Origin of the sequence: Microlunatus soli, assembly GCF_900105385.1 — a bacterium.
Classification (GTDB): Bacteria; Actinomycetota; Actinomycetes; order Propionibacteriales; family Propionibacteriaceae; genus Microlunatus; species Microlunatus soli.
Genome location: NZ_LT629772.1, coordinates 2,640,936 through 2,665,759, shown reverse-complemented (window position 1 = coordinate 2,665,759; position 24,824 = coordinate 2,640,936). Strand labels below are relative to the sequence as shown.

General features: G+C 67.7%; 23 protein-coding genes, 1 tRNA gene and 1 pseudogene. 6 read left to right on the top strand and 19 right to left on the bottom strand.

The window, feature by feature from the left end; genetic code table 11:
• The first annotated feature begins 49 nt into the window (after positions 1–49).
• The gene (locus tag BLU38_RS12315) at positions 50–1,264 is read left to right on the top strand and encodes an MFS transporter (RefSeq protein WP_197680093.1); all 1,215 of its coding nucleotides are present in this window, start codon (positions 50–52) and stop codon (positions 1,262–1,264) included.
• A gap of 31 nt (positions 1,265–1,295) precedes the next feature.
• Here the strand turns inward: BLU38_RS12315 and BLU38_RS12310 are convergent, their stop codons facing one another.
• The 5 genes from BLU38_RS12310 to wrbA all read right to left on the bottom strand — a co-directional run bounded on the left by BLU38_RS12310 (position 1,296) and on the right by wrbA (position 5,878).
• On the bottom strand, positions 1,296–2,066 hold the full coding sequence (locus BLU38_RS12310) for a 3-hydroxyacyl-CoA dehydrogenase (protein WP_091525103.1): 771 nt from the start codon (positions 2,064–2,066) through the stop codon (positions 1,296–1,298).
• A gap of 44 nt (positions 2,067–2,110) precedes the next feature.
• Positions 2,111–3,277 (bottom strand): thiolase family protein, encoded by a 1,167-nt coding sequence (locus BLU38_RS12305; RefSeq protein ID WP_091532334.1) that lies wholly within the window; start codon positions 3,275–3,277, stop codon positions 2,111–2,113.
• A gap of 114 nt (positions 3,278–3,391) precedes the next feature.
• Positions 3,392–4,084: a peptidoglycan recognition protein family protein gene (locus tag BLU38_RS12300; protein WP_157683413.1), complete on the bottom strand. Its 693-nt coding sequence runs from the start codon at positions 4,082–4,084 to the stop codon at positions 3,392–3,394.
• A 184-nt stretch (positions 4,085–4,268) separates the two neighbouring features.
• Positions 4,269–5,129 carry a phosphotransferase gene (locus tag BLU38_RS12295; RefSeq protein ID WP_091525096.1) on the bottom strand — a complete coding sequence of 287 codons (861 nt, stop codon included), beginning with the start codon at positions 5,127–5,129 and terminating at the stop codon, positions 4,269–4,271.
• A 134-nt stretch (positions 5,130–5,263) separates the two neighbouring features.
• On the bottom strand, positions 5,264–5,878 hold the full coding sequence (wrbA, locus tag BLU38_RS12290; RefSeq protein ID WP_091525092.1) for an NAD(P)H:quinone oxidoreductase: 615 nt from the start codon (positions 5,876–5,878) through the stop codon (positions 5,264–5,266).
• A 423-nt stretch (positions 5,879–6,301) separates the two neighbouring features.
• On the opposite strand from wrbA, the gene BLU38_RS12285 reads away from it, so the two are divergent.
• Complete coding sequence (locus BLU38_RS12285; RefSeq protein ID WP_091525089.1) at positions 6,302–6,919, top strand: TetR/AcrR family transcriptional regulator; 618 nt, start codon at positions 6,302–6,304, stop codon at positions 6,917–6,919.
• Between the two features lie 35 nt (positions 6,920–6,954).
• On the opposite strand, the gene BLU38_RS31695 is transcribed toward BLU38_RS12285, so the two are convergent.
• Together BLU38_RS31695 and BLU38_RS32045 are read right to left on the bottom strand one after the other, a co-directional pair.
• Positions 6,955–7,203, bottom strand: coding sequence for a cell division protein CrgA (locus BLU38_RS31695; RefSeq protein WP_331715079.1), 249 nt, complete (start codon positions 7,201–7,203; stop codon positions 6,955–6,957).
• A pseudogene (locus BLU38_RS32045) lies at positions 7,192–7,605 on the bottom strand (cell division protein CrgA); the annotation flags it as partial. The gene BLU38_RS31695 and the pseudogene BLU38_RS32045, both read right to left, overlap by 12 nt.
• A 47-nt stretch (positions 7,606–7,652) precedes the next feature.
• On the opposite strand from BLU38_RS32045, the gene BLU38_RS12275 reads away from it, so the two are divergent.
• Together BLU38_RS12275 and BLU38_RS12270 are read left to right on the top strand one after the other, a co-directional pair.
• The gene (locus BLU38_RS12275; RefSeq protein WP_231920309.1) at positions 7,653–8,432 is read left to right on the top strand and encodes a DUF881 domain-containing protein; all 780 of its coding nucleotides are present in this window, start codon (positions 7,653–7,655) and stop codon (positions 8,430–8,432) included.
• A 7-nt stretch (positions 8,433–8,439) separates the two neighbouring features.
• Complete coding sequence (locus tag BLU38_RS12270) at positions 8,440–9,015, top strand: isochorismatase family protein (protein ID WP_091525082.1); 576 nt, start codon at positions 8,440–8,442, stop codon at positions 9,013–9,015.
• 125 nt (positions 9,016–9,140) lie between these two features.
• Here BLU38_RS12270 and BLU38_RS12265 read toward each other — a convergent pair whose 3' ends face one another.
• The 3 genes from BLU38_RS12265 to BLU38_RS12255 all read right to left on the bottom strand — a co-directional run bounded on the left by BLU38_RS12265 (position 9,141) and on the right by BLU38_RS12255 (position 12,526).
• Positions 9,141–10,418: an integrase core domain-containing protein gene (locus BLU38_RS12265; RefSeq protein WP_091525078.1), complete on the bottom strand. Its 1,278-nt coding sequence runs from the start codon at positions 10,416–10,418 to the stop codon at positions 9,141–9,143.
• A 212-nt stretch (positions 10,419–10,630) separates the two neighbouring features.
• Positions 10,631–11,167: a nucleoside/nucleotide kinase family protein gene (locus tag BLU38_RS12260; RefSeq protein ID WP_091525074.1), complete on the bottom strand. Its 537-nt coding sequence runs from the start codon at positions 11,165–11,167 to the stop codon at positions 10,631–10,633.
• Between the two features lie 150 nt (positions 11,168–11,317).
• A complete protein-coding gene (locus tag BLU38_RS12255; RefSeq protein ID WP_157683412.1) occupies positions 11,318–12,526 on the bottom strand; it encodes an MFS transporter in 1,209 nt (402 codons plus the stop codon).
• 192 nt (positions 12,527–12,718) lie between these two features.
• On the opposite strand from BLU38_RS12255, the gene BLU38_RS12250 reads away from it, so the two are divergent.
• Entirely contained in the window at positions 12,719–13,384 is a 666-nt protein-coding gene (locus tag BLU38_RS12250; RefSeq protein ID WP_231920308.1) for an aminodeoxychorismate/anthranilate synthase component II, read from the top strand.
• An 86-nt stretch (positions 13,385–13,470) separates the two neighbouring features.
• On the opposite strand, the gene BLU38_RS12245 is transcribed toward BLU38_RS12250, so the two are convergent.
• The 8 genes from BLU38_RS12245 to BLU38_RS12210 form a co-directional block, all read right to left on the bottom strand.
• On the bottom strand, positions 13,471–14,331 hold the full coding sequence (locus BLU38_RS12245) for a sugar phosphate isomerase/epimerase family protein (RefSeq protein WP_091525062.1): 861 nt from the start codon (positions 14,329–14,331) through the stop codon (positions 13,471–13,473).
• Positions 14,332–14,452: 121 nt separating this feature from the next.
• Positions 14,453–15,154 (bottom strand): alpha-ketoglutarate-dependent dioxygenase AlkB, encoded by a 702-nt coding sequence (locus tag BLU38_RS12240; RefSeq protein WP_091525059.1) that lies wholly within the window; start codon positions 15,152–15,154, stop codon positions 14,453–14,455.
• An 80-nt stretch (positions 15,155–15,234) separates the two neighbouring features.
• Positions 15,235–17,205, bottom strand: coding sequence for a Stk1 family PASTA domain-containing Ser/Thr kinase (pknB, locus tag BLU38_RS12235; RefSeq protein ID WP_091525055.1), 1,971 nt, complete (start codon positions 17,203–17,205; stop codon positions 15,235–15,237).
• A gap of 124 nt (positions 17,206–17,329) precedes the next feature.
• On the bottom strand, positions 17,330–18,775 hold the full coding sequence (locus BLU38_RS12230; protein WP_091525053.1) for a peptidoglycan D,D-transpeptidase FtsI family protein: 1,446 nt from the start codon (positions 18,773–18,775) through the stop codon (positions 17,330–17,332).
• Positions 18,772–20,349, bottom strand: coding sequence for an FtsW/RodA/SpoVE family cell cycle protein (locus tag BLU38_RS12225; RefSeq protein WP_091525049.1), 1,578 nt, complete (start codon positions 20,347–20,349; stop codon positions 18,772–18,774). Before BLU38_RS12225 ends, BLU38_RS12230 begins: the two co-directional genes overlap by 4 nt.
• 1 nt (position 20,350) lies before the next feature.
• Positions 20,351–22,213: a PP2C family protein-serine/threonine phosphatase gene (locus BLU38_RS31205; protein WP_091525046.1), complete on the bottom strand. Its 1,863-nt coding sequence runs from the start codon at positions 22,211–22,213 to the stop codon at positions 20,351–20,353.
• A gap of 4 nt (positions 22,214–22,217) precedes the next feature.
• Positions 22,218–22,688, bottom strand: a complete 471-nt coding sequence (locus BLU38_RS12215; RefSeq protein WP_091525044.1) for an FHA domain-containing protein FhaB/FipA — start codon at positions 22,686–22,688, stop codon at positions 22,218–22,220.
• A gap of 7 nt (positions 22,689–22,695) precedes the next feature.
• A complete protein-coding gene (locus BLU38_RS12210; protein ID WP_091525041.1) occupies positions 22,696–23,448 on the bottom strand; it encodes an FhaA domain-containing protein in 753 nt (250 codons plus the stop codon).
• Positions 23,449–23,738: 290 nt separating this feature from the next.
• Between BLU38_RS12210 and BLU38_RS12205 the strand changes: the two genes are divergently transcribed.
• Positions 23,739–23,821 (top strand) — tRNA-Leu (locus BLU38_RS12205).
• A 236-nt stretch (positions 23,822–24,057) separates the two neighbouring features.
• Here BLU38_RS12205 and BLU38_RS12200 read toward each other — a convergent pair.
• Positions 24,058–24,810, bottom strand: a complete 753-nt coding sequence (locus BLU38_RS12200; protein ID WP_091525038.1) for a GntR family transcriptional regulator — start codon at positions 24,808–24,810, stop codon at positions 24,058–24,060.
• Positions 24,811–24,824: the final 14 nt, after the last annotated feature.

The following is a 24,824-nucleotide window of genomic DNA, read 5'->3' as shown; positions in this document are numbered from 1 at the left end:
GGCAGAATACCGGAAGTCAGCAACGGTCGCCGAGGTCACAGTGGATGCCGTGATCGTGCATACCCTCCCCGAGCGCCGCCGCCGGGAACTGTCCGTTGCCGGCCTGACCGCGACCCATGCCGTCGTGGACATCTATCAGGGGATGGTGCCGGCGTTGATCCCGTTCTTCGTCGCGCAGCGGCATGACAGCTATGCCGCGGCCAGCGGGATCGCGCTGGCCGCGACGCTGCTGTCCTCGATCGTGCAGCCGGCCTTCGGGGTGCTCGCCGACCGACGGGACCGACCCTGGCTGGTGCCCGGTGGCCTGCTGGTCGCGGCAATCGGAGTCGGTCTCAGCGGGCTCGGCGACCGGTACCCGTTGACCTGGTCGGCCATCGCGGTGTCGGGGATCGGTGTCGCGGCGTTCCATCCGCAGGGCAATCGCTGGGCACGGGCACGGGTCGGCCGGTCGGCGACCGCGCTGAGCTGGTTCACCGTGGGCGGCAACATCGGCTATGCCGTCGGGCCGATCGCGGTCACGCTGCTGATGGTGGACGGTGACGTCACCGGTACGCCGCTGCTCGCGATCCCCGGCCTGCTGGTCGCGGCCGCCCTGGTGATCACCTCCCGGCAGGCACGGGTACGGCGCCCCGAAGATCATGGTGCGGCCACGGAGAGCACCGGCCGGGACGACTGGAGGTCGTTCCTGATCTTGAGCGGAGCGGTGCTCTGTCGCTCGGTCTGCTTCTTCGGTGTCAACACCTTCCTCGCGCTGTACCTGATCCGGACCTTCGCCGTCGACGCCCGGCTCGGCAGTGCCGCCGTCACGCTGGTGGCCTGCATCGGCATGGCCGGGACCGTGCTCGGCGGCCGACTCGCGGACCGCCGCGGGGCGCGGAACACGATCAGGATCGGTTATGTGTTGATCATTCCCGGTCTGCTCGGGCTGCTGCTGGCACCCGCCGTCGGATCGCCGGCGGCTCCGGTCGGCCCGATTGTGGTCGTCCTGGTCGCGGTCGTGGTGGTCGCCTTCGGGGTCTACCTACCCTTCAGCGTCCAGGTCTCACTCGGGCAGCACTATCTGCCACGGCGGATCGGAACGGCCAGTGGAGTGACCCTCGGGCTGGCGATGACCGTCGGCGGCCTGATCACCCCGCTGCTCGGAATGCTCGCCGATCGGGCCGGCCTGCGGGCGATCTGGGCGGTGCTGTTGATCTTCCCGCTGACGGCTCTGGCACTGACCCTGTTGCTGCCCGGTCGGAGTGAATCTGCAGGCCGGGAATGAGTCCGCGACCACGAAGAACTGTGCGGTTCAGTCAGCGGGGTGCCATCCGGATCGCGCCGTCGAGGCGGATCGTCTCACCGTTCAGCATCGGATTGGTGATGATCGACTCGACCAGCTGGGCATACTCCTCGGGACGCCCCAGCCGGCTCGGGTGCGGCACCTGCCTGCCCAGAGACTCCTGCGCCTCCTCGGGCAGGCCTGCCATCATCGGGGTGGCGAAGATCCCCGGTGCGATCGCCATCACCCGGATCTGGTGTTGAGCAAGATCACGGGCGATCGGCAGCGTCATCCCGACGATGCCGCCCTTGGAGGCCGAGTAGGCCGCCTGACCGACCTGGCCGTCGAAGGCGGCGACCGAGGCGGTGTTGATGATCACGCCCCGTTCCTCGCCGACCGGTGCCGACGAGTTGATCATGCGCTCGGCGGCCAGTCGGATCACGTTGAAGGTGCCGATCAGGTTGACCTCGACGGTGCGGCGGAAGGCATCATAGGGAAACGGGCCCTTGCGTCCGACGACCCGGAAGACGTCGGTGCCGATGCCGGCGCAGTTGATCACGAAGCGCAGGTCGCCACGCTCGCCGGCGACGTCGAGTGCTGCCGACACCTGCTCCTCGGAGGTGACATCGGTCGGCACGAAGCTGGCCCGCTCGCCGAGCTCGGCGGCGGTCTGCTCTCCAGGCGAGGAGGGGAGGTCGACCAGCACGACCGACGCGCCGATGCCGGCCAGCCTGGTCGCGGTTGCCCTGCCCAGGCCCGAAGCGCCGCCGGTGATCACGGCCACGCTGCTGTCGGTGATGTCCATGCAGAAATCCCTTCCTGGGTTGAGTTTGCTGCGGATCCGCGGGCTCAGCCGAGCCGCTCGATGATCATGGCGTTGGCCATCCCGCCGCCCTCGCACATGGTCTGCAGGCCGTAGCGGCCGCCGCCGGCCTCGAGCTGGTTGATCAAGGTGGTGAGCAGCTTGCTGCCGGAGGCGCCGAGTGGGTGGCCGAGGGCGATCGCGCCGCCACGCGGGTTGAGTTTGGCGGGGTCGGCGTTGAATTCCTGCCGCCAGGCCAGCGGCACCGGCGCGAAGGCCTCGTTCACTTCGTACACGTCGAGATCGTCGATGGCGAGGCCGGTGCGGGACAGCAGCTTCTTGGTCGCCGGGATCACCCCGGTCAGCATCAGCAGCGGGTCGCTGCCGACCACGGTGCCGGCATGGAACCGGGCCCGTGGTGTGAGCCCGAGCTCTGCCGCCTTCTGCTCGCTCATGATCAACACCGCCGACGCGCCGTCGGTCAGCGGTGAGGAGTTGCCGGGAGTGATCGACCAGTTGATCTCGGTGAACCGCTCGGACAGGGCCGGGTCGGCGAAGGACGGCTTCAGCCCGGCCAGTCCTTCGACACTGGTGGACGGCCGGACGGTCTCGTCGACACGATGCTCGCCGATCGGCAGGATCTCGGCGTCGAAGGCACCGGAGCTGTGCGCGGCCGCTGCCCGGCGATGCGACTCGGCGGCGAATTCGTCCAGATCGGATCGTTGCAGTTTCCAGCGGGCCGCGATCAACTCCGCGCTGACTCCCTGTGGCACCAGCCCGTCGGGATAGCGGTCGGCCAGCGGTGCGTACGGGTCCTTGCCCATCGTCGCGGAGAACATCGGCACCCGACTCATCGATTCCACCCCGCAGGCGATCACGACGTCGTAGGCGCCGGAGATCACGCCCTGCGCGGCGAAATGCACGGCCTGCTGGCTGGAGCCGCACTGCCGGTCGATGGTGGTGGCCGGCACCGACTCCGGCAGCCCGGCGGCCAAGGCGGCGTTGCGGGCGATGTTGGCGGTCTGCTCGGCTGCCTGGCTGACGCAGCCGGCCAGCACGTCGTCGATCAGCGCCGGGTCAAGATCATTCCGGTCCAGCAGCCCGCGGATCGTGTCGGCGAGCAACCGGACCGGGTGGATCTCGGACAGCGCGCCACCGGGTTTGCCCTTGCCGGACGCGGTGCGCAACACATCGACGATGACGGCGTCTGCCATGGTGATCACGATCCTGCCCGTGCCGATTCGACTCTGACAGCTCAGACGTTACGTCACCCCGATGTGCGGCGCAGCATCGGAGGATGGCGAGCGACCGGAGACGCCGCCGAACGGTCAGCCCGGGCGTCCACCCCACTTCTTCAGCCAGTACTGCGCCCTGGAGTAGACCGTCGGGATCTGCCGGATGAACTTGTCGGTGGGGCAGAGCTTGCCGGTGGCGCTGGACCACACCGCGCCGGTCTGCTTGCGACACCAGGTCGTGCGGTCATGAGGATCGAACCGGCCGAAGTTGCCGTCGATCCCGAGGCGGTGCCAGGCCAGACCGCGCAGGTCGTCCACCGTCGCGATCCGGTTGGGCACCCCGCAGTGGATCACGGCCCAGGCGAAGATCTTGGCGAGGTTGCGGAGTTGGGTGTCGGTCATCCGGTCGCCGTCCAACCCGGCGTGCTCGACCGAGATGCTCCGCGAGCTGCCGTTCAGATCGGCGGCCGCTCGTCGGTCCAGGTACTGATGCTGTCGGGGCGCGCCGGACCGCGGATTGTAGAAGTGGGCGTAACTGCCGCCGGCGCCCTTGCCCGGACCGTAGATGTCGCCGCTGCGGGTGACGGCGATGTGCACGGTCACCCGTTTCGGGCTCATCGCGGTGGTCAACTTGCCGGTGATCGGATCCCAGACCGCAAACGCTGCGCGGCGGCGGGGGCGCACTGCGGCATCGGCCGGGTCGGTGCCGAGGCCGAGCGCGGCGGCGGCTGCGGCGGATCCGAGCAGCAGGCTCCGGCGGGTGATCAGGTTGTCATCGGTCCCCATGGGTCTCACGCAATCCTCTCGTTGTCCGAGCGGCCGAGCGGCCTCGATGGCACCCACGATCCAGACTGCCGGCACACCGGCTGCACATCTCCCGCACATGATCGGCACCGCAGCTATCCGAGATCACCAGCGGCCGACGCCCCGTCGATCGGATCGCACCGGCCGTCCCGGCGGGTCGGTGCTGCTACCAGGTGACCTGATCGAGGGTCGGCCACGGGGAGCCCTGCCGTACGGCGTCGAGGAACGCCCACCCCGACCGCCTTCCGCTGGGATGGCGGTCGCCCAGGGTCCAGCGATGGGTCGCGATGATCGCCAGCACGATGCCGCGGCAGCTGTCCAACAGGTCGTCCTCGGCGTACGAGCAGCGCGCGGCGACCTCGAAGGGTGCCCACGCGAGGTCGTACTCGACGGGTCCGGTGGCGGCGTTCTCGAAGTCGATGAAGAGCGGCCCGCCCGGGGTGGTGAGGACGTTTCCCGGGTGTGGCTCGCCGTGCAGGACCTGCTCGGCGACGTGCCGGTCGACGATCGGACGGCTCAGCTCGCGCAGCGTGCCGACCAGCAGCTCCCGGTCCCGATCGGCGAGTTCGGGGGTGACGTCGGGGCTCGCCACGTCGTGTTCGGTGGCGCCGATCCGATCGAGCACGTGCGGTGCGCTGACGTCGAGCTGTCGCAGGCCGGTGTGCAGGCGACCGAGCGCGTCGGCGTAGTCGGCCGCGGGAAGCGTCGTCGGATCAGGTGTTGACGCGACGTGGGCCCAGAAGGTGATCTTGAAGCCGTCCCGGACGAAGACCTGCGGCCCGATCCGAGGATCGAGCGCGGCAACGGGAGCGTCGGTCCGGAGCAGTAGGTCGGTGAGTTCGACCTCCAGCTCAGCGCTCGCGAAATGGGTCACGGGTGTGACCCGGGCGACGGTGTCGCAGGGGGTCAGACGGACGACGAGCCGGTTGGAGTCGTTGAGCACATCGGTCCGGTCGACCTGCAGACCGAACGAGGAGACGGTCCGGGTCGCCGCGGACACCGCACGTCGTGCGTCCGCTGCCTCCATGGCCCATCTCCTCATCGACGCGCCGTCGCGCGCACCCGATCCCGGTCGGCGTACAGCGAGCACGATACGTCGACGGCCGCCGACCCGGGTGGGGTCGGCGGCCGTCGGAGACGAAGTATCGGGAGAGATGAGGGTCAGGCGGCCTGGCCCGACTTCAGCGAACCGGCGATCTCGACCGCACGGCGGGCTTGGTAGCGGGCGGCCTCGAGCTCGGTCTCACCCGGGAAGTTGCCCGGGGTCGCGACGTGCGAGGCGCCGTACGGGTTGCCCAGCTGGAATTGGATCGGATCGGTGTATCCCGGCGGGACGACGATGCCGCCCCAGTGGAACAGCGTGGTGTAGAGCGACAGCAGCGTGGATTCCTGGCCGCCGTGCGCGGTGCTGCTGCTGGTGAAGGCGGTGTAGACCTTGTCGGCCAGCTTGCCCTGCGACCACAGCGGTCCGGTGGTGTCGATGAACTGCTGGAACTGCGAGGGCACGTTGCCGTAGCGGGTCGGTGCGCCGAAGATCACCACGTCGGCCCATTCCAGGTCCTCGAGTTCGGCGGTCGCGACGTCGGTGGTCGCCTCCACATGTGCTTTCCAGGCGTCGTTGCTGCTGATGGCGGCCTCGGGTGCCAGCTCGCGGATCTTGCGCAGTCGGGTCTGTGAACCGGCCTTCTCGGCGCCCGCGATGGCGGCTTCGGCCAGCCGATGGATGTTGCCGGTGGAGCTGTAGTAGATGACGGCAGTCTTGACGGCTTCGCTCATGTCTCTCCTCGCACGGTCCAGCCGGAGCCGGCCGGAATCGGATTGCTATCCGGTTACGAGGATAGAAGGATCTGGTTGAAATGACAACTACAACGGCGTTCTGTCTGAGTGCTGACCGAGAGTGTGTGGCGATCATCGAAATCTCAGCCTCGGCTCCGGCGATTCGCGACGGCATCGCCGCCCCGGCTGGCGACACTGGGATCGGATCTCCTGCTCAGCACAGCGGTGCGGCCGCTTCCCGCCTCTGCCGCTCCGCTTCGCCTGAGCAGGAGATCGCGGGCGGGGTTATCCACAGGAGTTATCCCCACTGTGGAGAGAACAACATCGATGTGATTCGCCCGCCGCCCGGAGCCGTCAGACTGGTAGCTGGGCATATCCCAACGACGTTCGGACAACGTCGGTACGGACACGAGGGGGAGCGCGGTGAGTGGCGAGTTGCCGGTGCTGGGGCAGCGGCCGGTCGAGCGATCCGATGCTGCCCGGAATCGGGAACGGATCCTGGCCGCCGCTCGACGGCTGGTCGACGAGCGTGGCGGTGGTCAGCTGACGATGAACGCGGTCGCGGCCGCCGCCGAGGTCGGCGTCGGGACGGTCTACCGGAGATTCGGCGATCAGGCCGGGCTGGTCGACGCCCTGATGAACGAACGGGAGATCGCGCTGCAGCAACAGCTGCTGACCGGGCCGCCGCCGCTGGGACCGGGGGCCCTACCGCGGGACCGGATCATCGCCTTCCTGCACGCCTACGCCGACATGCTGGAGGCGTACGCGCCGGTGCTGGCCACCGCCGGCAGCGCGGCCCGCAACGCTCAGCACGGACGGGGCGCGGGCGCGTTCCGGCATCAGCATCTGGCGTTGTTGATCGAGCAGCTGTCTGCCGATCGCGGGCGAGCTCCGGGACACGAACTGGACGCCCATTTCCTGGCTGACGCGTTGCTGGCGCCGCTGGATCCGGCAGCCTTCCTCGGACAGCGCGACGGCCTGGGCTACAGCCTGCAGCGGATCAAGAACGGGCTCAGCCAACTGGTCGACGGGATCGGCTGACAGCTATCGCTTGACCAGGGTGCCGCGCGCCGGAACTACTTCCAGAGGGTCGCGATGATGAACGCGGCGGCCATCCCGGCCATCCCGATCAGGATGTTCCAGTTACCCAGCGCGGCCATGAACGGGATCATGGTGCCGGCGACGTAGTAGACGACCAACCAGGCGACGCCGAGCAGCCCGACCCCGATGAAGGTCGGCGGCACCCAGCGCCGGCCGCCCGGAGCGTACGGCGTCCCGCGGCGCGGACGCAGCGCCAGGAACAGGATCACCCCGGCGAGCACCAGCACGACCGCGATCGCGATGTTCCACTTGCCGAGCGAGTCCATGAAGCCGATCAGCTTGTCGTCGACCAGCCAGAGCGCACCCCAGGCCAGGCCGAGCACGGCCAGCAGGATCGACACCGGCAGCAGCCAGCGGCGCTTCGGGCGGGTCTCCTCCACGATCCGAGAGGCCCGGCTGCGTACGCTGCTCGCCCCCGAAGCTGCGCCCGACGAGACCGAGGATGCCGCCGACTTCGACGTCTCGCCGGCCTTCGAGGCGGTCGAGGCCGCCTTGTCGGCAGCCGACTTCGCGCCGGACCGCTTGCGCTTCTCAGCGGCGGCCTTGCGGACTTTCGATTCAGGCAACGCTCTCTCCTCGACACGGGGGATGTTGGGTAGCGTAGTCAATCCACACCCGTGAGACACATTCACGGGCTGGACAATCTTTTCCACCACCGGCTGGAGGGAGCGGCGTGCACGGTCAATCGATCGGCGAACGGGTCCGCCGCGCGCTGGTCCGGGCCCGGGTCCGGCAGCGGCTGCGCAACCGGCGCAAGCTGTCCGGCAAGGTGCTCACCGGCGTGGTCTGCCTGCTGGCCGGGCTGATGATCACCGTCAGCGCGATCAACGCCCGCGGCATCGATCTACGGCCCGCCCGGAACACCGATCTGATCAGCCTGGTGGAGTCGGAATCGCAGCGCAACGCCGAACTCGCCGAGCAGGCGACCGATCTGCGCACCGAGGTGGACCGGTTGGCGTCCCGGGAACGTCAGCCGTCACTGGACGCCGAGTTGGCCGCACGGTCCCGGCAGGCCGGGCTGGCGCCGGTCGCCGGGCCGTCGCTGACAGTGACCTTGGACGACGCACCGTCCGATGTCGCCGCCGACGGTGTCGACGAGGATCTGCTGGTGGTGCACCAACAGGACATCCAGTCCATCGTCAACCTGCTCTGGGCCGGTGGTGCCGAGGCGATGACGATCCAGGGTCAGCGGGTGATCTCCACCACCGGCATCAAGTGCGTGGGCAATACGGTGGTGCTGCACGGTGTGCCGTACGCGCCGCCGTACAGGATCAGCGCGATCGGTGATCAGGAGCGGCTGCGGCAGACCCTTGAGCAGTCGGAGTTCGTCCGGATCTACCAGCAGTACGTGGACCGGTTCCGGCTCGGCTACCGGGTCGACACCAAGACCGAGGCACGTTTCCCGGCCTACCGCGGCGCACTGAACCTGCAGTACGCGCACGCCCGCGGCTGACCCGCCGATGTCTGCGCCGACAGCCGCTGCGGTCCGGGCCCTGGTGATCGTCGATATCCAGAACGCATTCGTCACCGGCGACGACGCGGCACCCGAGAGTGAGCAACTCCTGATCAACCTGGACGACCTCGTGCGGCGAGCCAGGCAGGTTGGTGCCTTGGTGGTGCACCTGCAGAACGATGGCGCACCGGGTGCCGTCGATGAGCCCGGTCGGCCGGGCTGGGAACTCCACTTTCCGGTAGCCGAGTCCGGCCGTGAAGTGGTGATCCGGAAGCGGAAGGACGACGGGTTCGACTGCACCGCGCTGGAGGAAATCCTGCGGCAGCACGAGGTCGGCCGCATCTGCGTCGTCGGCGTGATGTCGGAGATGTGCGTTCTGGCGACCGCTCGGGGTGCCCTGGAACGAGGATTCGACGTCGTCCTGCCGCATGACGGGCACGCGACCTTCGACATCGGTCCGGCACCGGGAACCACCGAAGGCGTACCTGCGGCGATGGCGTCCCGGGTCGCCGAGTGGGCGCTGGGTGACGAGGTCGAGGTGATCGGCCACACCACCGACGTGATCTTCGAGTCGATCAGCTGAGCCGGTTGTTGTGGTGGGTCGACGACTTTGTAGCGCCAGATGGCACGAAAGGCTCGTAGGACGGGTGTGATGTCTCAGGACATCGGTGACAGTTCTGTGTCAGGACATCGGTGACGGTTGGTGTGTCAGGACATCGGTGACGGTTTGGGTGGTCGTCCGCGGGGTCGGCCGTTGCCGACGTATCGGGTTCCGGGTTCGGGGAGGGCGTGTTCGATGATCAGTTCCCCGGTTTCCGTGTTGTAGAAGCCGATGGTTTCGGTGTCGTGGATGACTTCGAGGTATTCGCCGGTGTGGCGGGTGCCGATCTGGTAGGCGATGCGGTGGACCAGGACTTTCCCGCCGGGTCGGACCTTCAGCAGGTGGTTGCCGGGTGTGGTCTGCCAGCTGGCCGGGGCTGGCGGGGTCGGGTCGGGAGCTGAAGCGCCGGGGGTGACGGCTGGGTGTTGGGGTGGCTGTGGTCGGGGCGGTTCGGCCTTCGCGGTGGCTCCCCATGCTTGGTGCGGTGTGACCCGGCCCGGGAGTCCTTGGTGCGGGCGTTGAGTGTTGTAGATGATGTCGAAGGCGTCGACTTGAGCTTGGAGTTGGTCCAGGGTGTCGGCCAGCGGTTGGTGATCGAGCCAGCGGAACAGGGTCTGATGGAATCGTTCGTTCTTGCCCTGGGTGGTCGGCGAGTAGGGCTTTCCGGTGATTGCTTCAACACCGAGACTGGCAAGGTAGGTGGTGAGTTGCCCCGACCAGCCGCGTCGAGTCGGGTTGAGCGCTAATCCGTTGTCTGACAGCAAGCGTTGCGGAACTCCGTGCGTGGTGATTGCTTTCTTCACCACCGCGACTGCGGCATCACCGGTCTCGCTCCAGGCCACGTGTGAGGTCAACGCGTAGCGGGAATGATCATCGAGGAGTTGGAAGATCACACACTTGCGTCCGCGGGTCAGGACGTACTCGGTGGCGTCGATCTGCCAGCACGCGTTCGGGGCTGGGTAGACGAACCGGCGCCAGGCCGCCCGGGGCCGCTTCTTCGGCTCGACACGGGCAACGCTGGCTTCGCGGAAGATCCGCGCTAACGATGCCGGCGAGGGGACCGGCACCATCCCCAGAGTCTGCATCTTGTCGTGCACGCTGATCGGTCCGTGGTCCAGACCCGAAGACTCCAACGCCGCCCGCACCCCGATCGCCTGCTTCTTCACAGCCTCGGTCAGCTGAGACAGGCTGCGCTGAGGTCGTCGACTCCGAGGCTCCAACGCGGCCGCCGCGCCGTCCTGCCGCACCCGGGCACGGATCGCATAGAACGCCTTCCGAGAGATGGCGTGCTCGGCACAAAACGTCGACACCGCGCCACGCGGCGCATCCTCAGGCCATTGCGTGATCGCAAGTCGGATACGTGGATCAACGGGATCATTCTTCACTGGCCCCAACAGACCAGCCAACCACCCACAGAAGTGTCACCACCAACAACCCCCGGAGTGTCACCGATGTCCTGATACAGAACTGTCACCGATGTCCTGCGAGATAACAGGCTCGTAGGACGGGAGTCCGGTGAATCTGACGCTACGAAACTATCGATAGTCCGGAAGGAGTCGGATGATCCGCCGGTTCGGTGGAGTCTGGTCCATACCGGTTACCGGTATCCGAAGTGGGCCAGCACGACCTGCGCGACCTGCTGCGGGGTCAAGGCGTCGGTGTCCACGATCATCTCGTCCAGATCGGCCTCGGCAAGCCGGGTGCTGAGTTCTTCGTGTCGAGTCTCGTGCCAGGCGAATGCCGTGGCCTGGGCATCGGTGTACCGCCCACGGAGTCGCCGCTCGGTGACTGTCGGGCTGGCGGTCAGCCGGACGGACCGGATCGTGAGTCCGAGTGCCCGCGCGTAGCGTTCGCGGGCTTCGGAACTGTCGATGACGCCGCTGATGATCAACTGCCGCGGCCCGGCGCTCTTGTAGTTGGCCCAGACGAATGCCATGTTCTCGGCTTCGATGATCTTGTTGCCCTGATCATGATCGGCCGGCGGCCAGGACCGGTGATACCAGTCGACATCCATCAGACTGAACGGCCGGCCGGCGTCGGCGAGTCGATCTCCGATGTGGTCCAGCGCCGAGGACTTGCCCGCGCCGTAGGAGCCGTTGAGGAAGATCGCGAACTCGTCAGCGTCGGTGATCATCCCGGGACCCTACTGGACGCCGGCCGACTTCCTACCGTCGCACCGGTTACGTACCTTCGCACCGCGTACACCTGGTGCGAACGTACGCAACCGGTGCGGCTGTGTGGGACCGGAGGGAACGGCGTTGGCGACGTCCGCTCGGCCCGGTGATCAGCCGAATGCCGAATCGTCGGGCCGGTAGCGGCGCGCGGTCAGCACCATGCCGATGAAACCACAGACCGTCAGGGCGGCCGGGATGAAGAAGACGTGCGGGATGCCCAACGAACCGACGCCGAAGGCGCCGAGCGCACCACCGAGGGCACCGGCCAACGGCAGGGTGCTGCCGTACATCGAGGACGCCAGCCCGACCCGCTGCGGGTAGAGCTGTTGGGCGACCGTGATGCCGAGCCCGGCGCTCGCCGCCCAGACCCCGGACATCAGGATCTGGCCCAGGAACAGTCCGCCGACCTGGGTGCTGGTGGCGTAGCACAGATGGGCACCGATCCCGAGCAGGGAGGCGCCGGCCAGCACCCGGATCGGGGTGAAGCGGTCGGCTAACCGGGCCGCGAACGGCATCAGCAACAGCTCCAGGAAGGGTTGGATCGCGATCACGGCGCCGCGCAGTTCGTCGCTGAGTCGAAGATCATTTTCCATGTAGAGCGGTAGATAGGCGAACTTCATGGTGTCGCCGTTCATCATCAACACACAGCAGCCGAGGAAGATCAACAACGGCGTCCTGCTGTCCGGCCGTTGCTCGGCCGCGGTGCTCGTCGGATCGTGCTGCTCGACAGCCATCGGCGGTGACGGCCGGACATAGCGTTGCACCCGGCGAGTGCCGAGCGGGACGATCTGGCCGATCGCGCAGACGGCGGTCGCGACCAGCAACGGACGCAATCCGAAGGCCGAGCCGAACCAGCTGCCCAACACCGGCCCGACGATCCAGCCGGCGGAGAACGCCATCCGGATCGCCGAGATCACCCGGTTGTTGATCGCGGTCGGGTGCCGGGAGAGTTCATCGCGGGTGGCGGCGAACAGTTGCCCCATCGCACCACCGCCCAGGCTGAGGGCGACCGCACCGATCACGAACGGCTGCCAGGGCCGAGTGGCCATCGACATCGCGACCCAGCCGATCGCGGCCAGCAGGGCGCAGAGCCGATAAAGCACCAGCCGGTTCTGCAACCGGTCCGAGAGGCTGCCCACCACGAAGCCGGACACCGGCGCCAGCAGGTTGACCAGGTAGTACAGCCCGGCGGTCGAAGTGGACAGGTGCAACTCGTTGACCAGGAACAGGGTCATCTGCGGCATCGTCGAGGACACCCCGATGCCGGAGATGAACAGACCGATGCACGCTGACCGCAGGAACGGAGTCCGCCAGAGCACGGCGATCACCGAAGCGCGCGCGTCGCCCGGACGTCCGGATGGAGTCTTCGTGGCTTCTCCCGGTGCAGATCGAGGCGGATGGCGCGGCAACGGCCGGCGGCGCCGTACCCGGAACGTGTTCTCCCCGGGCGGCCGGCGGCAATGGTTGCCCTGAATCTTTCCATCACCGCCGCCCACTGGAACAATGGGCCCGTGCCTGACTACGACCGCTCAGCCGCGACCGGACCACGGATCCTGGTCGTCGACAACTACGACTCCTTCGTCTACAACCTGGCGCACTACCTGGCCCAGGTCGGCGCCGAGGTCGACGTCTGGCGCAACGACGACGAACGGTTCGGCGATCCCGGATATGCCGATCCCTACGCCGGGATCCTGCTGTCACCCGGGCCGGGCGTGCCGGAACAGGCCGGTGTCTGTGTCGATCTGGTCAAGCAGCAGGCCGGTCGGCTGCCGATCTTCGGCGTCTGCCTCGGGCTGCAGGCGATCGGCGTCGCGTACGGCGGTGTGGTGGATCGGGCGCCGGAGCTGCTGCACGGCAAGACCTCGCTGGTGCAGCACGACGACGGCGGCGTGTTCAGCGGACTGCCGAGCCCGTTCACCGCGACCCGGTACCACTCGCTGGCGATCACGCCGGACTCGATCCCGGACGTGCTCGAGGTGACCGCACGCACCGACAGCGGCGTGGTGATGGGGCTGCGGCACCGCGAACTGGCCGTCGAGGCGGTGCAGTTCCATCCCGAGTCGGTGCTCACCGAACACGGCTACCAACTGCTCGCCAACTGGCTGCGGATCTGCGGCGACGACGGTGCGCCGGCCCGCGCCGCCGGTCTCGCTCCGCTGATGTCTGCTCAGTCGTAGCGAAGACAAAAGCCCTTCGGCAGGCTCAGGGATCGTGAGGGCCCTGAGCCTGTCGACGGGCTGATGACTCGTGTCGGAATCCAGACTCAGAGCAGGTCGGCGTAGCCGAGCTTGATCAGATGCTCGCGGGAGTCGGTGAGGCAGTCGAAGATGTCTCGGCCGTACTGCTGGTCCTGCTCGATCAGCAGATACTCCGCGCCGCCGTCGACGCCGGCCTCGACGACGCCGGCGAAGTCCAGGTTGCCCTGGCCGACCTCGGCGAACTGGACGAGGTTGCCCCAGTGCTCGGCCCAGACCTTGCGGTCGCCGGCCGCGAGCGCTTCGAACGCGTCGGCCGGTGGCAGTCCGATCCGGTAGTCCTTCAGGTGCACGAGATCGACGACGCCGGCGTACTTCTTCAGCACCGTGACCGGGTCCATCCCACCGCGGTGGATCCAGTGCACGTCCAGCTCGAACTTCAGGTCCGGTGCTTCGGCCCGGATCAGGTCCAGGATGTGCTGGCCGTCCATCCGGGCGAACTCGACGTGGTGGTTGTGGTAGCTGAGGATGATCCCGTGGTCGGCCAGCCGGCGTGCCATCTCTCCTGCATCGTGGGCGAAGGCAATCAGCGCCTCCTTCGAGGCGAGCGAGGGCATCGGCAGCATCCCGATCCGGACCCGGCTGCTGCCCAGTGTCTGGCAGTCGGAGACAATCTTGTCGAACGACTCCCGCAGTGAGTCGTTGCCGCCGCCACCGGTCTCACCCATCCCGGCCGAGATGGCGGCGACACTCATCCCGAACTCGTCACCGGCGCGGGCGATGTCGTCGCGGTTCTTGTCGTCGAGCTCGATCTGGGACACCTCGACAACGCTGAAGCCGATCTCGGACAGCTGCTTCCAGACGTCGTACGCACCCCGCTCGGCAACCTGCTGCTTCAGCATCATCGCCTGTACGCCGATCTTGGCCACGTCTCACGCTCCTGGTCCTGGTTCACCTGTTCACAAAGTCCTGCCCCTGCACGGTAGGCCCAGCTCACCCTGCTCGGTAAGGGCTTGCCAGACGTTGCCATCGCCCGGCACCACCCTCCGGTCAGCGCACCCCGCGGGGACGGAACTGGATGCTGATCCGCGGGCCGACCGGGCGGGCGGTCTTGGTGATCGCGTGTTCCCAGGTCCGCTGGCAGGAGCCGCCCATCACGATCAGGTCGCCGTGCCCGAGCGGATGCTTGGCCCAGGTGGTGCTGCCGCCCCGCGGTCGCAGCGACAGCGCTCGGGCGGCGCCGATGGACAGGATCGCGACCATCGTGTCCTCGCTCTTGCCGCGGCCGATGGTGTCGCTGTGCCACGCGACCGAATCCCGGCCGTCGCGATACAGGCACATCCCGGCGGTCACGAACGGTTCGCCCAGTTCGTCGCCGTAGTGGGCGTTGAGCATCGCCTTGGCCTGTTCGAGGATCGGATGCGGCAACGGGTCACGTTCGTCGTAGAAGCTGAGCAGCCGGGGCACGTCGACGATCCGCTCATACATCTGCCGGCGCTCGGCATGCCAGGGGACGTTCTGCACCAGGTCGTGCATCAGCGCGTCGGCGCCCTGCAGCCAGCCGGAGCGCAGATCGACCCAGGCGCCGCGGGTCAGCGGCCGGCGGTCGACGCTGCCGGCCAGGGTGCCGAGCTCCGGCTCCTCGACCAGATCGAGCAGCGAGTCCTGGACCACAGCGTCGGTGAACAGGCTGTCGGTGTCGACCGACGCGGCGTCCGACGGATGGGTGTGCACGAGTGTCGTCGTACTCATGCCACCAGCGTAGCAATGCTTTCGGACAGTTGTTCGATTATTTCCGTTGAGGATCCGTCGGCCGGGCCGCGTGGTCGGCCTCAGCCCTCGTCGTCGTCACCCTCGTCGTCCTTCTTCGCCGACTTGCTGGCACTGGCCGAGCTGGTCGGCTTCTTCGACGCCGTTGGCTTGTCCGAGGCCGACTCCGACGCGCTCGCCGTCGGCTTCTTCGACGGCTCCTTGGACGGCGACTTCGTTGCCGTCGGAGACTTCTTCGGCGGTGGCGGCGGCTCCTTGGCCACGGTCAACTCGATCGTCGAGTCGCGCTCCAACAGGGTGCCCTCGCTCGGGCTCTGATCGATCACGGTCCCGGCCGGATTGTCCGGGTCCTCCTTCTCGGTGATCGTGGTGTCGAAGCCGGACTGCTCGGCGCGCTGTTCGGCCGGATCGGCCAGGCTGCCGACCAGGTCGGGCACCTCGGACTTGCCGGTGGCGACGGTGACGGTGATGTCGGAGCTGACCGCGACCTCGTCACCCTCACCCGGATCGACCGCGGTGACCTCGTTCTTCTTCAGATCCAACGCCTCCGGCTGCGGCGCGGTCTCCTTCTTGATGTTGTCGGTGTCGAAACCGGCGTCCTTCAGCGAGGCGAGCACCTTCTTGTACGGCTTGCCGACCAGGTCCTTGGGGACGGTCGCGGTCTTCGGTCCCTGGTTGATGTCCACCTCGACCGACGAACCCGGGTCGACCTTGGTACCGGCCGACGGCTCCTGCTTGGTCGCCGTGTTGATGGTGTTGTCGTCCGGGCCGTTGACGTTGACCACATTGGCGGTCAGGCCCTTGTCCTTCAGCTCGGCCTCGGCACGATTGCGATCCATCCCGGTGACGCTGGGGACGGCGACCTTGGTCGGCGGTGGTGCGGTCTGCGGCTGGTTGCTGTCGTACCAGTACTTGGCGCCGATCCCGATCGCGGCCAGCACCACCACGATCGCGATGATCAGCCCGATCACCAGACCGGTACGGCGCTTGCGCGGCTCCTCGTCCTCCTCGTCCAGATCGTCCACCCCGGAGCCGGGCAGGGCACGACTCGGAGTGTTGCCACCCGCTCCGACCGCTGCAGCCGCGGGGACCACTCGGGTCGCGTCCGGATCGGGTCCGGCGTCTGCCGGCTGCCGGGTGGCGGCGGGGATCGGTGCAGCGATCGTGGTCTGGTCGCCGGCCAACACCCGATTGATGGCGGTCTTCATCTCGCGGGCGGACTGGTAGCGGTCGTCGGGCTCCTTGGCCAGCGACTTCAGCGCGATCGCATCGATGTCGGGCGTGATGGTCGGGTCGACCTCGCTGGGCGGTTTCGGCGCCTCGCGGACATGCTGGTAGGCCACGCTGACTGGTGATTCGCCGGTGAACGGCGGCCGACCGACCAGCAGCTCGTACATCAAACAGCCGGCCGAGTAGAGGTCACTGCGGGCGTCAACGGTCTCACCGCGGGCCTGCTCCGGCGACAGGTACTGCGCGGTGCCGATCACGGCGGCGGTCTGGGTCATCGTCGCCGACGTGTCGGCGACCGCGCGGGCGATCCCGAAGTCCATCACCTTGACGTCACCGGAATGGGTGAGCATCACGTTGGCGGGCTTGATGTCGCGATGCACGATGCCGGCCCGATGGCTGTAGGTCAGCGCATCGAGCACCCCGTTGGTCAGCTCCAGCGCCCGTTCGGGCAGGATCTTGCGGCCCTCGCGCAGGATGTCGCGCAGGGTCGGTCCCTCGACCAGTTCCATCACGATGTACGGCACCTGGACGCCGGTGTGCGGATCGGTCTCCTCGCCGGTGTCGTAGACGGCGACGATGTTGGGATGGTTCAGGCCGGCCGCGGACTGTGCCTCGCGGCGGAACCGGGCCTGGAAGGTCGGGTCGGTAGCCAGGTCGGGGCGCAGTTGCTTGACCGCGACCTGACGGCCGAGCCGACGATCGACCGCTCGGCGTACCTCCGCCATACCGCCGCGGCCGAGCGGCTCGCCCAGTTCGTACCGGCCGCCGACGACCTTCGTCCCGGGGGTCTCGGGCTCTGTCATTAACCGATTTCCTTTCGCCGGGCGCATCGTCTCATCACGTGTTGTGCCCTTCTCTGACCGTCTCGCACCCCGTCCTGGCGGCTGCGCGCCGTGCCGGACAAGCTGATCGGTGGACCGGCGCGCCTCATTGCTTCACCGCCGCCTGGATCATCGCCTTCGCGATCGGGGCGGCGAGCCGGCCACCGGCGATGTCGGCCCGGGGGATGTCGGCGTCCTCGACCATCACCGCGACCGCGATCTGCGGATCGTCGGCCGGGGCCAGTGCGGTGAACCAGGCGAAGGGCTTGCGGTTCGGGTCCGACTGCGCGGTCCCGGTCTTGCCGCCGACCCCCATCCCCTGGATCTTGGCCGGCGTACCGGTGCCGTTGTCGACGACATCGACCATCATCTGCTTCAGGGCGTCGGCGTTCTCCGCGGTCATCGCCTGGCCGACCTCCTTGGGCTTGGTCCGGGAGAGCACCTGCAGGTCCGGCGACCGCACCGAAGAGACCAGGTACGGCTCCATCACCTTGCCCTGGTTGGCGATCCCGGCCGACACCATCGCCATCTGCAGCGGGCTGGCGGCGACGTCGTACTGACCGATCGACGACAACGCCAGTTGGGACTCGTTCAACTCGTCGGGGAATCTGCTGGCCACACCGCCGACGTCGTCCAGATGCCGCGAGTCGAAACCGAACTTGACCGCCTGCTCACGCAAGGCGTCGGAGCCGACATCGAGACCGACATTGGCGAAGGCGGTGTTGCAGGACACCTCCAGCGCATGGGTCAGGGTGATCTTGTCACCACCGCAGGACATCCCGTTCTCGTTCTTCAGATAGGTCGACGTACCCGGCAGCAGCAGTCGGTTCGGGGACTCGACCTTGCTGTCCGGGGTCAGACCCTTCTGCAGTGCGGCCGCGGCAGTGACCAGCTTGAACGTCGATCCCGGCGGGTAGATCTCCCGGGCCGCCCGGTTGCTCATCGGGTTGCGTTTGTCGGTCGCCGCCTTCTGGTAGGCCTTGTTGGCGGCGCTGACATCATGATCGGCGATCTTGTTCGGGTCGTAACTCGGGCTGGTCACCATCCCCAGCACGGCGCCGGTCTTGGGATCCAACGCGACCGCGGCACCCTTCTGGTCACCCAGCGCATCGGCTGCGGCCTTCTGTACGTCCGGGTCGATCGTGGTCTGCACGCTTGCGCCCTGCGGGGCCTGGTTGCTGACCATGTCGACCATCCGTCGCACGAACAGGCTGTCGTCGGTGCCGGCCAGTTCGCCGTTGTAGGAGTTCTCCAGGGCGGTGGTGGCGTGGTCGTAGGAGAAGAAGCCGGTGATCGGTGCGTACAGCGCACCGTTGGAGTACTTGCGCTGGTACTTGAAGCGATCATTGGTCGGCTCGCTGTAGGCGATCGGGATGTCGCCGGCCAGGATCGAGCCGCGGTTCTGCGCGAAGTCCTCGTCCCGGACCCGCCGATTGAGGGTGTTGGCGTTCAACGAGCTCTGCTGGAAGACCATGATGAACGTGCCGTTGGCGAACAGCAGCGCGAACAGCGCCATCACCAGGATGGTCGCGCGCCGGATCGGTTTGTTCATCGTTCGCCTTCCGCTCGATCGGTCGCGGCATGTGCCGGATGGATCTCCGTCGGTGCCTCGTCGTCGGACGCCGCGGGCTGCCCACCGTGCTGTGCGCCGGCCGGGATCGCCTGGGTCAGCTCATCATCGGAACCGGGCTGATCATCGGAAGCCGACCGATCATCGGGGCCCGAATGATCATCGCCCGGCTTCTCCACGATCAGCCGGTCCTTGCCGCCGGACGAGGCGAGCACCTCCTCCGCGGTTGCCACCGGGCGGCGGACCTGATGGCTGATGATCAACAGCAGACCCATCACCACCCAGTTGGCGATCAGTGACGAGCCGCCCTGCGACATGAACGGCGTGGTCAGCCCGGTCAGCGGCAGCAGCCGGGTGACACCGCCGATGATCAAGAACACCTGCAGTGCGAAGGAGAAGGACAGACCGGCGGCCAGCAGCTTGCCGAACGGCTCTCGGCAGGCGAGTGCGGTCCGCAGGCCGCGGGACACGATCAGCCCGTAGACCAAGATCACCGCGAACAGTCCCGCCATCCCGAGCTCCTCGCCGATCGAGGTGGCGATGAAGTCACTGCGAGCCAGTGGGGTGAGACCGGGACGACCCTCGCCCAGGCCGCGGCCGAGGAGTCCGCCCCAGGCCAGCCCGAACTGGGCCTGGATCAGCTGCCAGGACTGCTCGGGATCGGAGAACGGGTGCAACCAGGCGGTGACCCGGACCCGGACGTGGCCACGGGTGAGGTAGCCGAAGACGGCGCCGACGGCGAACAGCAGGACGCCGATGATCGCCCAGCCCGGACGCTGGGTGGAGACGTACAGCATGATCACGAACAGGCCGAAGAAGAGCAGTGAGGTGCCGAGATCGTTCTCGAAGACCAGCACCAGCAGGGTGGCTGCCCAGACCAGCAGGATCGGACCGAGATCACGTGCGCGCGGCAGATCGATGCCGAGCACCCGCCAGCCGGCGAGGGCCAACACGTCCCGCTTCTCCACCAGGTAGGACGCGAACGCGATCGCCAGCAGTACCTTCGCGACCTCGGCGGGCTGGAAGCTGAACGGGCCGACCTGGATCCAGATCTGGGCGCCGCCGATGGTGCCGCGGCCGAGTCCGGGGATCAGCGGCATCAGCAGCAGTACCAGGCCGACCAATCCCAACGTGTACGGGAATCCCTGCAGTGGGCGGTGATCACGGACGACGACCGCGCAGACGATCAACAGGGCGATCCCGAGCACCGTCCAGATCAGTTGTTGGGTCGCACCATGGGTCGGCGGTTCGTTGATCAGGTCGATCCGGTGGATCATCACCAGGCCCAGCCCGTTCAACAGGGTCGCGCAGGGCAGGATCACGGGATCGGCGTACGGCAGTCGCCAGCGGATCGCAACATGGGCCAGCAGCGGCAGCACGAAGCCGATCGCGGCGATCAGGGTCAGCCGGTGCGGGAGGTGGCCGAGAACGTTCAGATCGACCTGGACGTAGCCGGCCAGCGCCAGTGCGCTGGCGAAGATCACCAACAGCAACTCGACGTTGCGTCGCTTGCGTGGCAGCACGGTGACTGGGGCGGAAGTGGTGGCGGCGCTCATCTCAACACTTCTCGCCGCCGGGCAGCTGCCCGTTCGTGGTCGGTCCCGCGGTGGGGCTGGCCGAGGTCGTCGCCCCGGTGCTGGTCGGCTTGGTGCTCGGTGACTTGGTGCTCGGTGATTTGGTGCTCGGGGACTTCGGGCTGGTCGTCTTGGCCGGCGGCTTGCTGGTCTGCTTGCCGGTCGGCTTGGCCGACGCGGTCGACTTCGAGGTCGACGTGGGACTCGTTTTCGGTGACGCCGTGGGGCTGCCGGACGGGTCGGCCGGGTCGGTCGACGGCTGGGATTCGGCGCAGCGGGCAGCGGTGGCCCGCAACTGCTCCACGGTGGCGCGGGCCGAGTCCAGCCCGTCGGTGTCGATGGTCTCGCGAACCATGCCCTGGTAGTAGGCGGGCAGATCGGCCAGCCGCAGCTGCTGCACCTCATAGACGCGGGACAGCGGGATGCCGGGCACGGATTCGTTCAGGCCTTGGAAGATCGCGACCTGTGACTTGTCGGCGCCGACGTAATACTGCGTCCGGGTCCAGGCGAAACCGGCTGCCGCGGCAGCCCCGATGATCAACAACACCACCAGGGTGAGCAGCAACGGCCGTCGCCACCGCCCCTTCGCCGGCGGCTGCGGGGCGTAGCGTGCCTCGTCATCGGAATCGTCACCCGGCTCGACCAGGTATTCGTCGTACTCCTCGTCTTCGTCGTCGTCGGCATCGTCGGCGTCCCGGTCCGCGGCGCGCTGCCGGATCTCCTCCTCGTCGGCGGCGATGTCGTGCTCGGCGGCGGCACCCAGCACCTGCGTGGCCGCCCCGGGACCGCTGACCTGGTGGACCGAGCCGGGTTCGGGACGTTGATCATCGTCGTGCTGATCACGTTCGGTGACTGCAGCACGATCGGCCGTCGAATCGGCGTCGATCAGGTCGGCGATGATGATCGTGATGTTGTCCAGGCCGCCGGCGGCGTGAGCGGCGTCGACGAGCAGCCGCATCGCCTCCTCGCGGCTGGTTCCGTCGAGTGCGTCGGCGATGTCGACGTCCTCGACGAAGCCGCAGAGGCCGTCGCTGCACAGCAGTAGCCGGTCGCCGACCTGCAGTGGCACCGTGCTGAGGTCGGGCTCGTTGGCCGGTTGACCGTTCAGCACCTTCAGCAACAGCGAACGGTGCGGATGGGCCGCTGCCTCCTCCTCGCTGATCTTGCCGTCGTCGATCAGCGACTGGACCCAGGAATGATCATGGGTCAGCTGTTCGAGCTCGGAGTCGCGGAACAGGTAGCCGCGGCTGTCGCCGATGTGGGCCAGCCCGATCCGGTCGCCGTCCAGCACCGCGGCGGTGACCGTGGTTCCCATCCCCTCCAGGGAATAGTCGGTGCTGACCAGGTCGGCGATCCGGGTGTTCGCCGCCGAGATCCCCGCGGCCAGCTGCTGCAGCCGATCGCCACCGGCAGGGGCGGTTCCCTCCTCATTCGTCGTGCTTGTCGATGGGCTGTCATCCGGTGCGGCGTGGGCGGGGAGATGTTCGGTCTCGTGCCCTTCGACAGGCTCAGGGGCCTGCTCGCCTTCATCGGGGGAATGATCGGCGTGCTCGGAGGATTGATCATTCTCCAGGTCGGCGCGGCGGAGTTCCTCGGCGACATCCTCGGGATGTTCCAAGGTGTTGTCGGTGTCGTCGAGGCCGCGGTCGATGGCGGCCATCGTGTCGACGGCGACGGCGGAGGCGAGGTCGCCGGCGGCGGCACCGCCCATCCCGTCGGCCACCATCAACAGCCGCGCCGAGACCAGCCCGGAGTCCTGATTGTTCTTGCGTACCAGTCCGACCTCGGAGTGCGCCAGATAGTCCCAAGCCAGCGGATGCTGTTCCGGCGTCTGCTGATCCGCCATCAGGTCAGGTCTCCAGCTTCAGGACGGTCTTGCCGATCCGTACCGTGTCCTGAAGCGTGATCGTGGTGGGGGCAGTGATCCGCAGGCCGTTCACGTAGCTGCCGTTGGTCGAACCGAGATCCTCGATGTAGATGCCGTTCTCCCCGGCCACCACACGGGCGTGCCGGGTCGAGACGTAGTCGTCGTCCAAGATCAACTGGCAGTCCGCTCCGCGTCCGATCATGATCATCCCGGCGGCGAGCTCGGCCGACATGCCGGCGTTGCTGCCATTGGTGATCGTCATCACCCGGGGCTGGCCCTTGGCTCGACGGGACTTCTTCGGCCGTTCGGGAGTCTGCAGCTGTCGGCCGCTGTCGCCGCCCGGGACCGCACGACCGAACAGGTCGCTGCGGACCACCGAGGCGACGAACAGGATGAACAGCCACAGCAGTGCCAGGAACAGCACCTTGACGATCGTCAGCGTGATCTCGGACATGGTGGACTCAGCGCCCGGCCGGCTGGTCGGCGATCGGGGTGTGTACGAGCATCCGGGTGTTGCCGATCTCGATCCGCGCACCTTCGCCGATCGGGGTCTGCTGCACCCGTTTGCCGTTCACCACGATGCCATTGGTGGAGCCGAGGTCGATGATGTCGATGTCGAGGGTGTCGCCGCGGGCGATCACCCGGATCTGGGCGTGCCGACGGGAGATGCCGGGATCGTTGATCCGGAGGTCGGCGTCGGTGCCGCGGCCGATCACCAGCCCCGGAGGTTTGAGCGGATGCCGCATCCCGTTGACCTCGAGCACCATCCGGGTCCGGCCGGCAACACTGGGCAGCGTGCTGACCGGTCCGGGAGCGACCGGCGCACCGTTCGGGTCGGTGGCCTCGGCGACCGCGGACGAGCTGACCGTGAAGCGGCCGGTCGGCAGCGATTCGTCGAGCTCGAGATGGATCATGATCGGGCCGTTGAACACATAGCCCATGTCGGCGGCGTGCTGCTTCAACTCGGGCAGCAACTCGTTCATCAGGGTCTTGCCGTAGGGCGCCAGCCGGTCGTAGTCGTGGCGGGACAGCCGGACCACGAACTCGTTCGGCACCAGCCGACGGTCGCGGGACATCAGCTTCGCCTCCGCGTCGAGCTCACGCTGGAGTCGGGCGGCGATCTCCACAGGCTGCACGTCGCCCTTGAAGGCTCGCGCGAAGACGCCGTTCACAGCGCCCTCGATGCGACGCTCGAACCGGTCGAAGACTCCCATGCCCCTCCCTTCTCTGCTGATCCGATCTCGTTGCGGTGCCTCATCCGAACGGCCGCTCGGACCCCCTGTCCGACGGCGCGGCCCCCCAGGCCCGACGTCCATGCTGCCCGAATGCCACCGTTGATCGTAACCGCGCCGCACCGAACTGTCGGAATCTGTGGGTCCCGTCGCGCTGGTCCTCAGCCACCAGGACCAGCGAAGGATGCCGAGACAGGTCGCTCGATGCGACATCGACGCGGCCATCGTGTTAACCTTTCTCGGCAGTTCGCGTGGGACACCACGCAAGACTCGCGCGAGTGGCGGAACGGCAGACGCGCTGGCTTCAGGTGCCAGTGCCCGAAAGGGTGTGAGGGTTCAAATCCCTCCTCGCGCACACCAACCTCAGCAGCCGGATCCTGAAGGATCCGGCTTTTTGCTTCCTTCGGTGCCGTCGGACCGAGCCTGCACCGTCGCCTTCCGTGGCGCCAGCCCCGGTCACATGGCAGTACGTGGTGCCATATCATCCTGGGGCTCGCGAGGTTCGCGGGGGAGTCTGCCGCGGGAGCGTGTGCGGCGGCGGAGGTCCGCGCGAGGGTGATCGGCGGAGTCGGTCGGCGGGCTCGGGGCCGGTCAGAGGACCTGGGTGATCTGCTGCCAGAAGGCGGTGACGTGCGCGCGGGCGGTGGCGGCTGCGATGTCGGCGTCGCCGGCGGTGATCGCGGTCAGGAGGTCGCGGTGCTCTCCGACGGCCTGGTCGAGTCGGTGCACTCGCTCGAGGCCGAGGAACCACAGTCGCAGGCTGAGTGCGAGGTATTCGGCCAGGGTGTTCTGCAGGTAATCGTTGTGGGTGGCTCGGTGGACCAGATGGTGCACCTGCTGGTCGAGCCGGATCAACCCCCGTGGGTCGGACGGATCGACACCGACTGCAAGCCGTTCCAGCAGGTCGGCAGCCACCCGGCGGTCATCCGCAGTACGACGCCGCGCGGCCAGCCCGGCGGCCAGTCCTTCGAGCTCGATCCGGACCTCGGAGATGCTGCTCAGATCGTGGACATGGATCGGCGCGACCACCATCCCTCGTCGAGGGAAGATCGCCACCAGTCCCTCGTCGGCGAGTCGGCGCAGCGCCTCCCGGACCGGCGTCCTGCCGAGGTTGAGTCGTTCCATCAGGATGCGCTCGTTCAGCGGTGACCCCGGCGCGAGCTCGAGAGTGACCACCAGATCGCGGATCAGGTAGTAGGCGACCGCCGCATGAGAGTCGGCGTGGACGTGCGGTGGCACCAGGACGGTGAGCTCCGCCAGCGGATCGTCGGCCAGCTCCGTGCCGGTTGCCGCGAAGGCATAGCGGGCTCTCGGGCCGGTCGGCGCCCGGCGAACACCACCCATGGTCAATTCTCCGA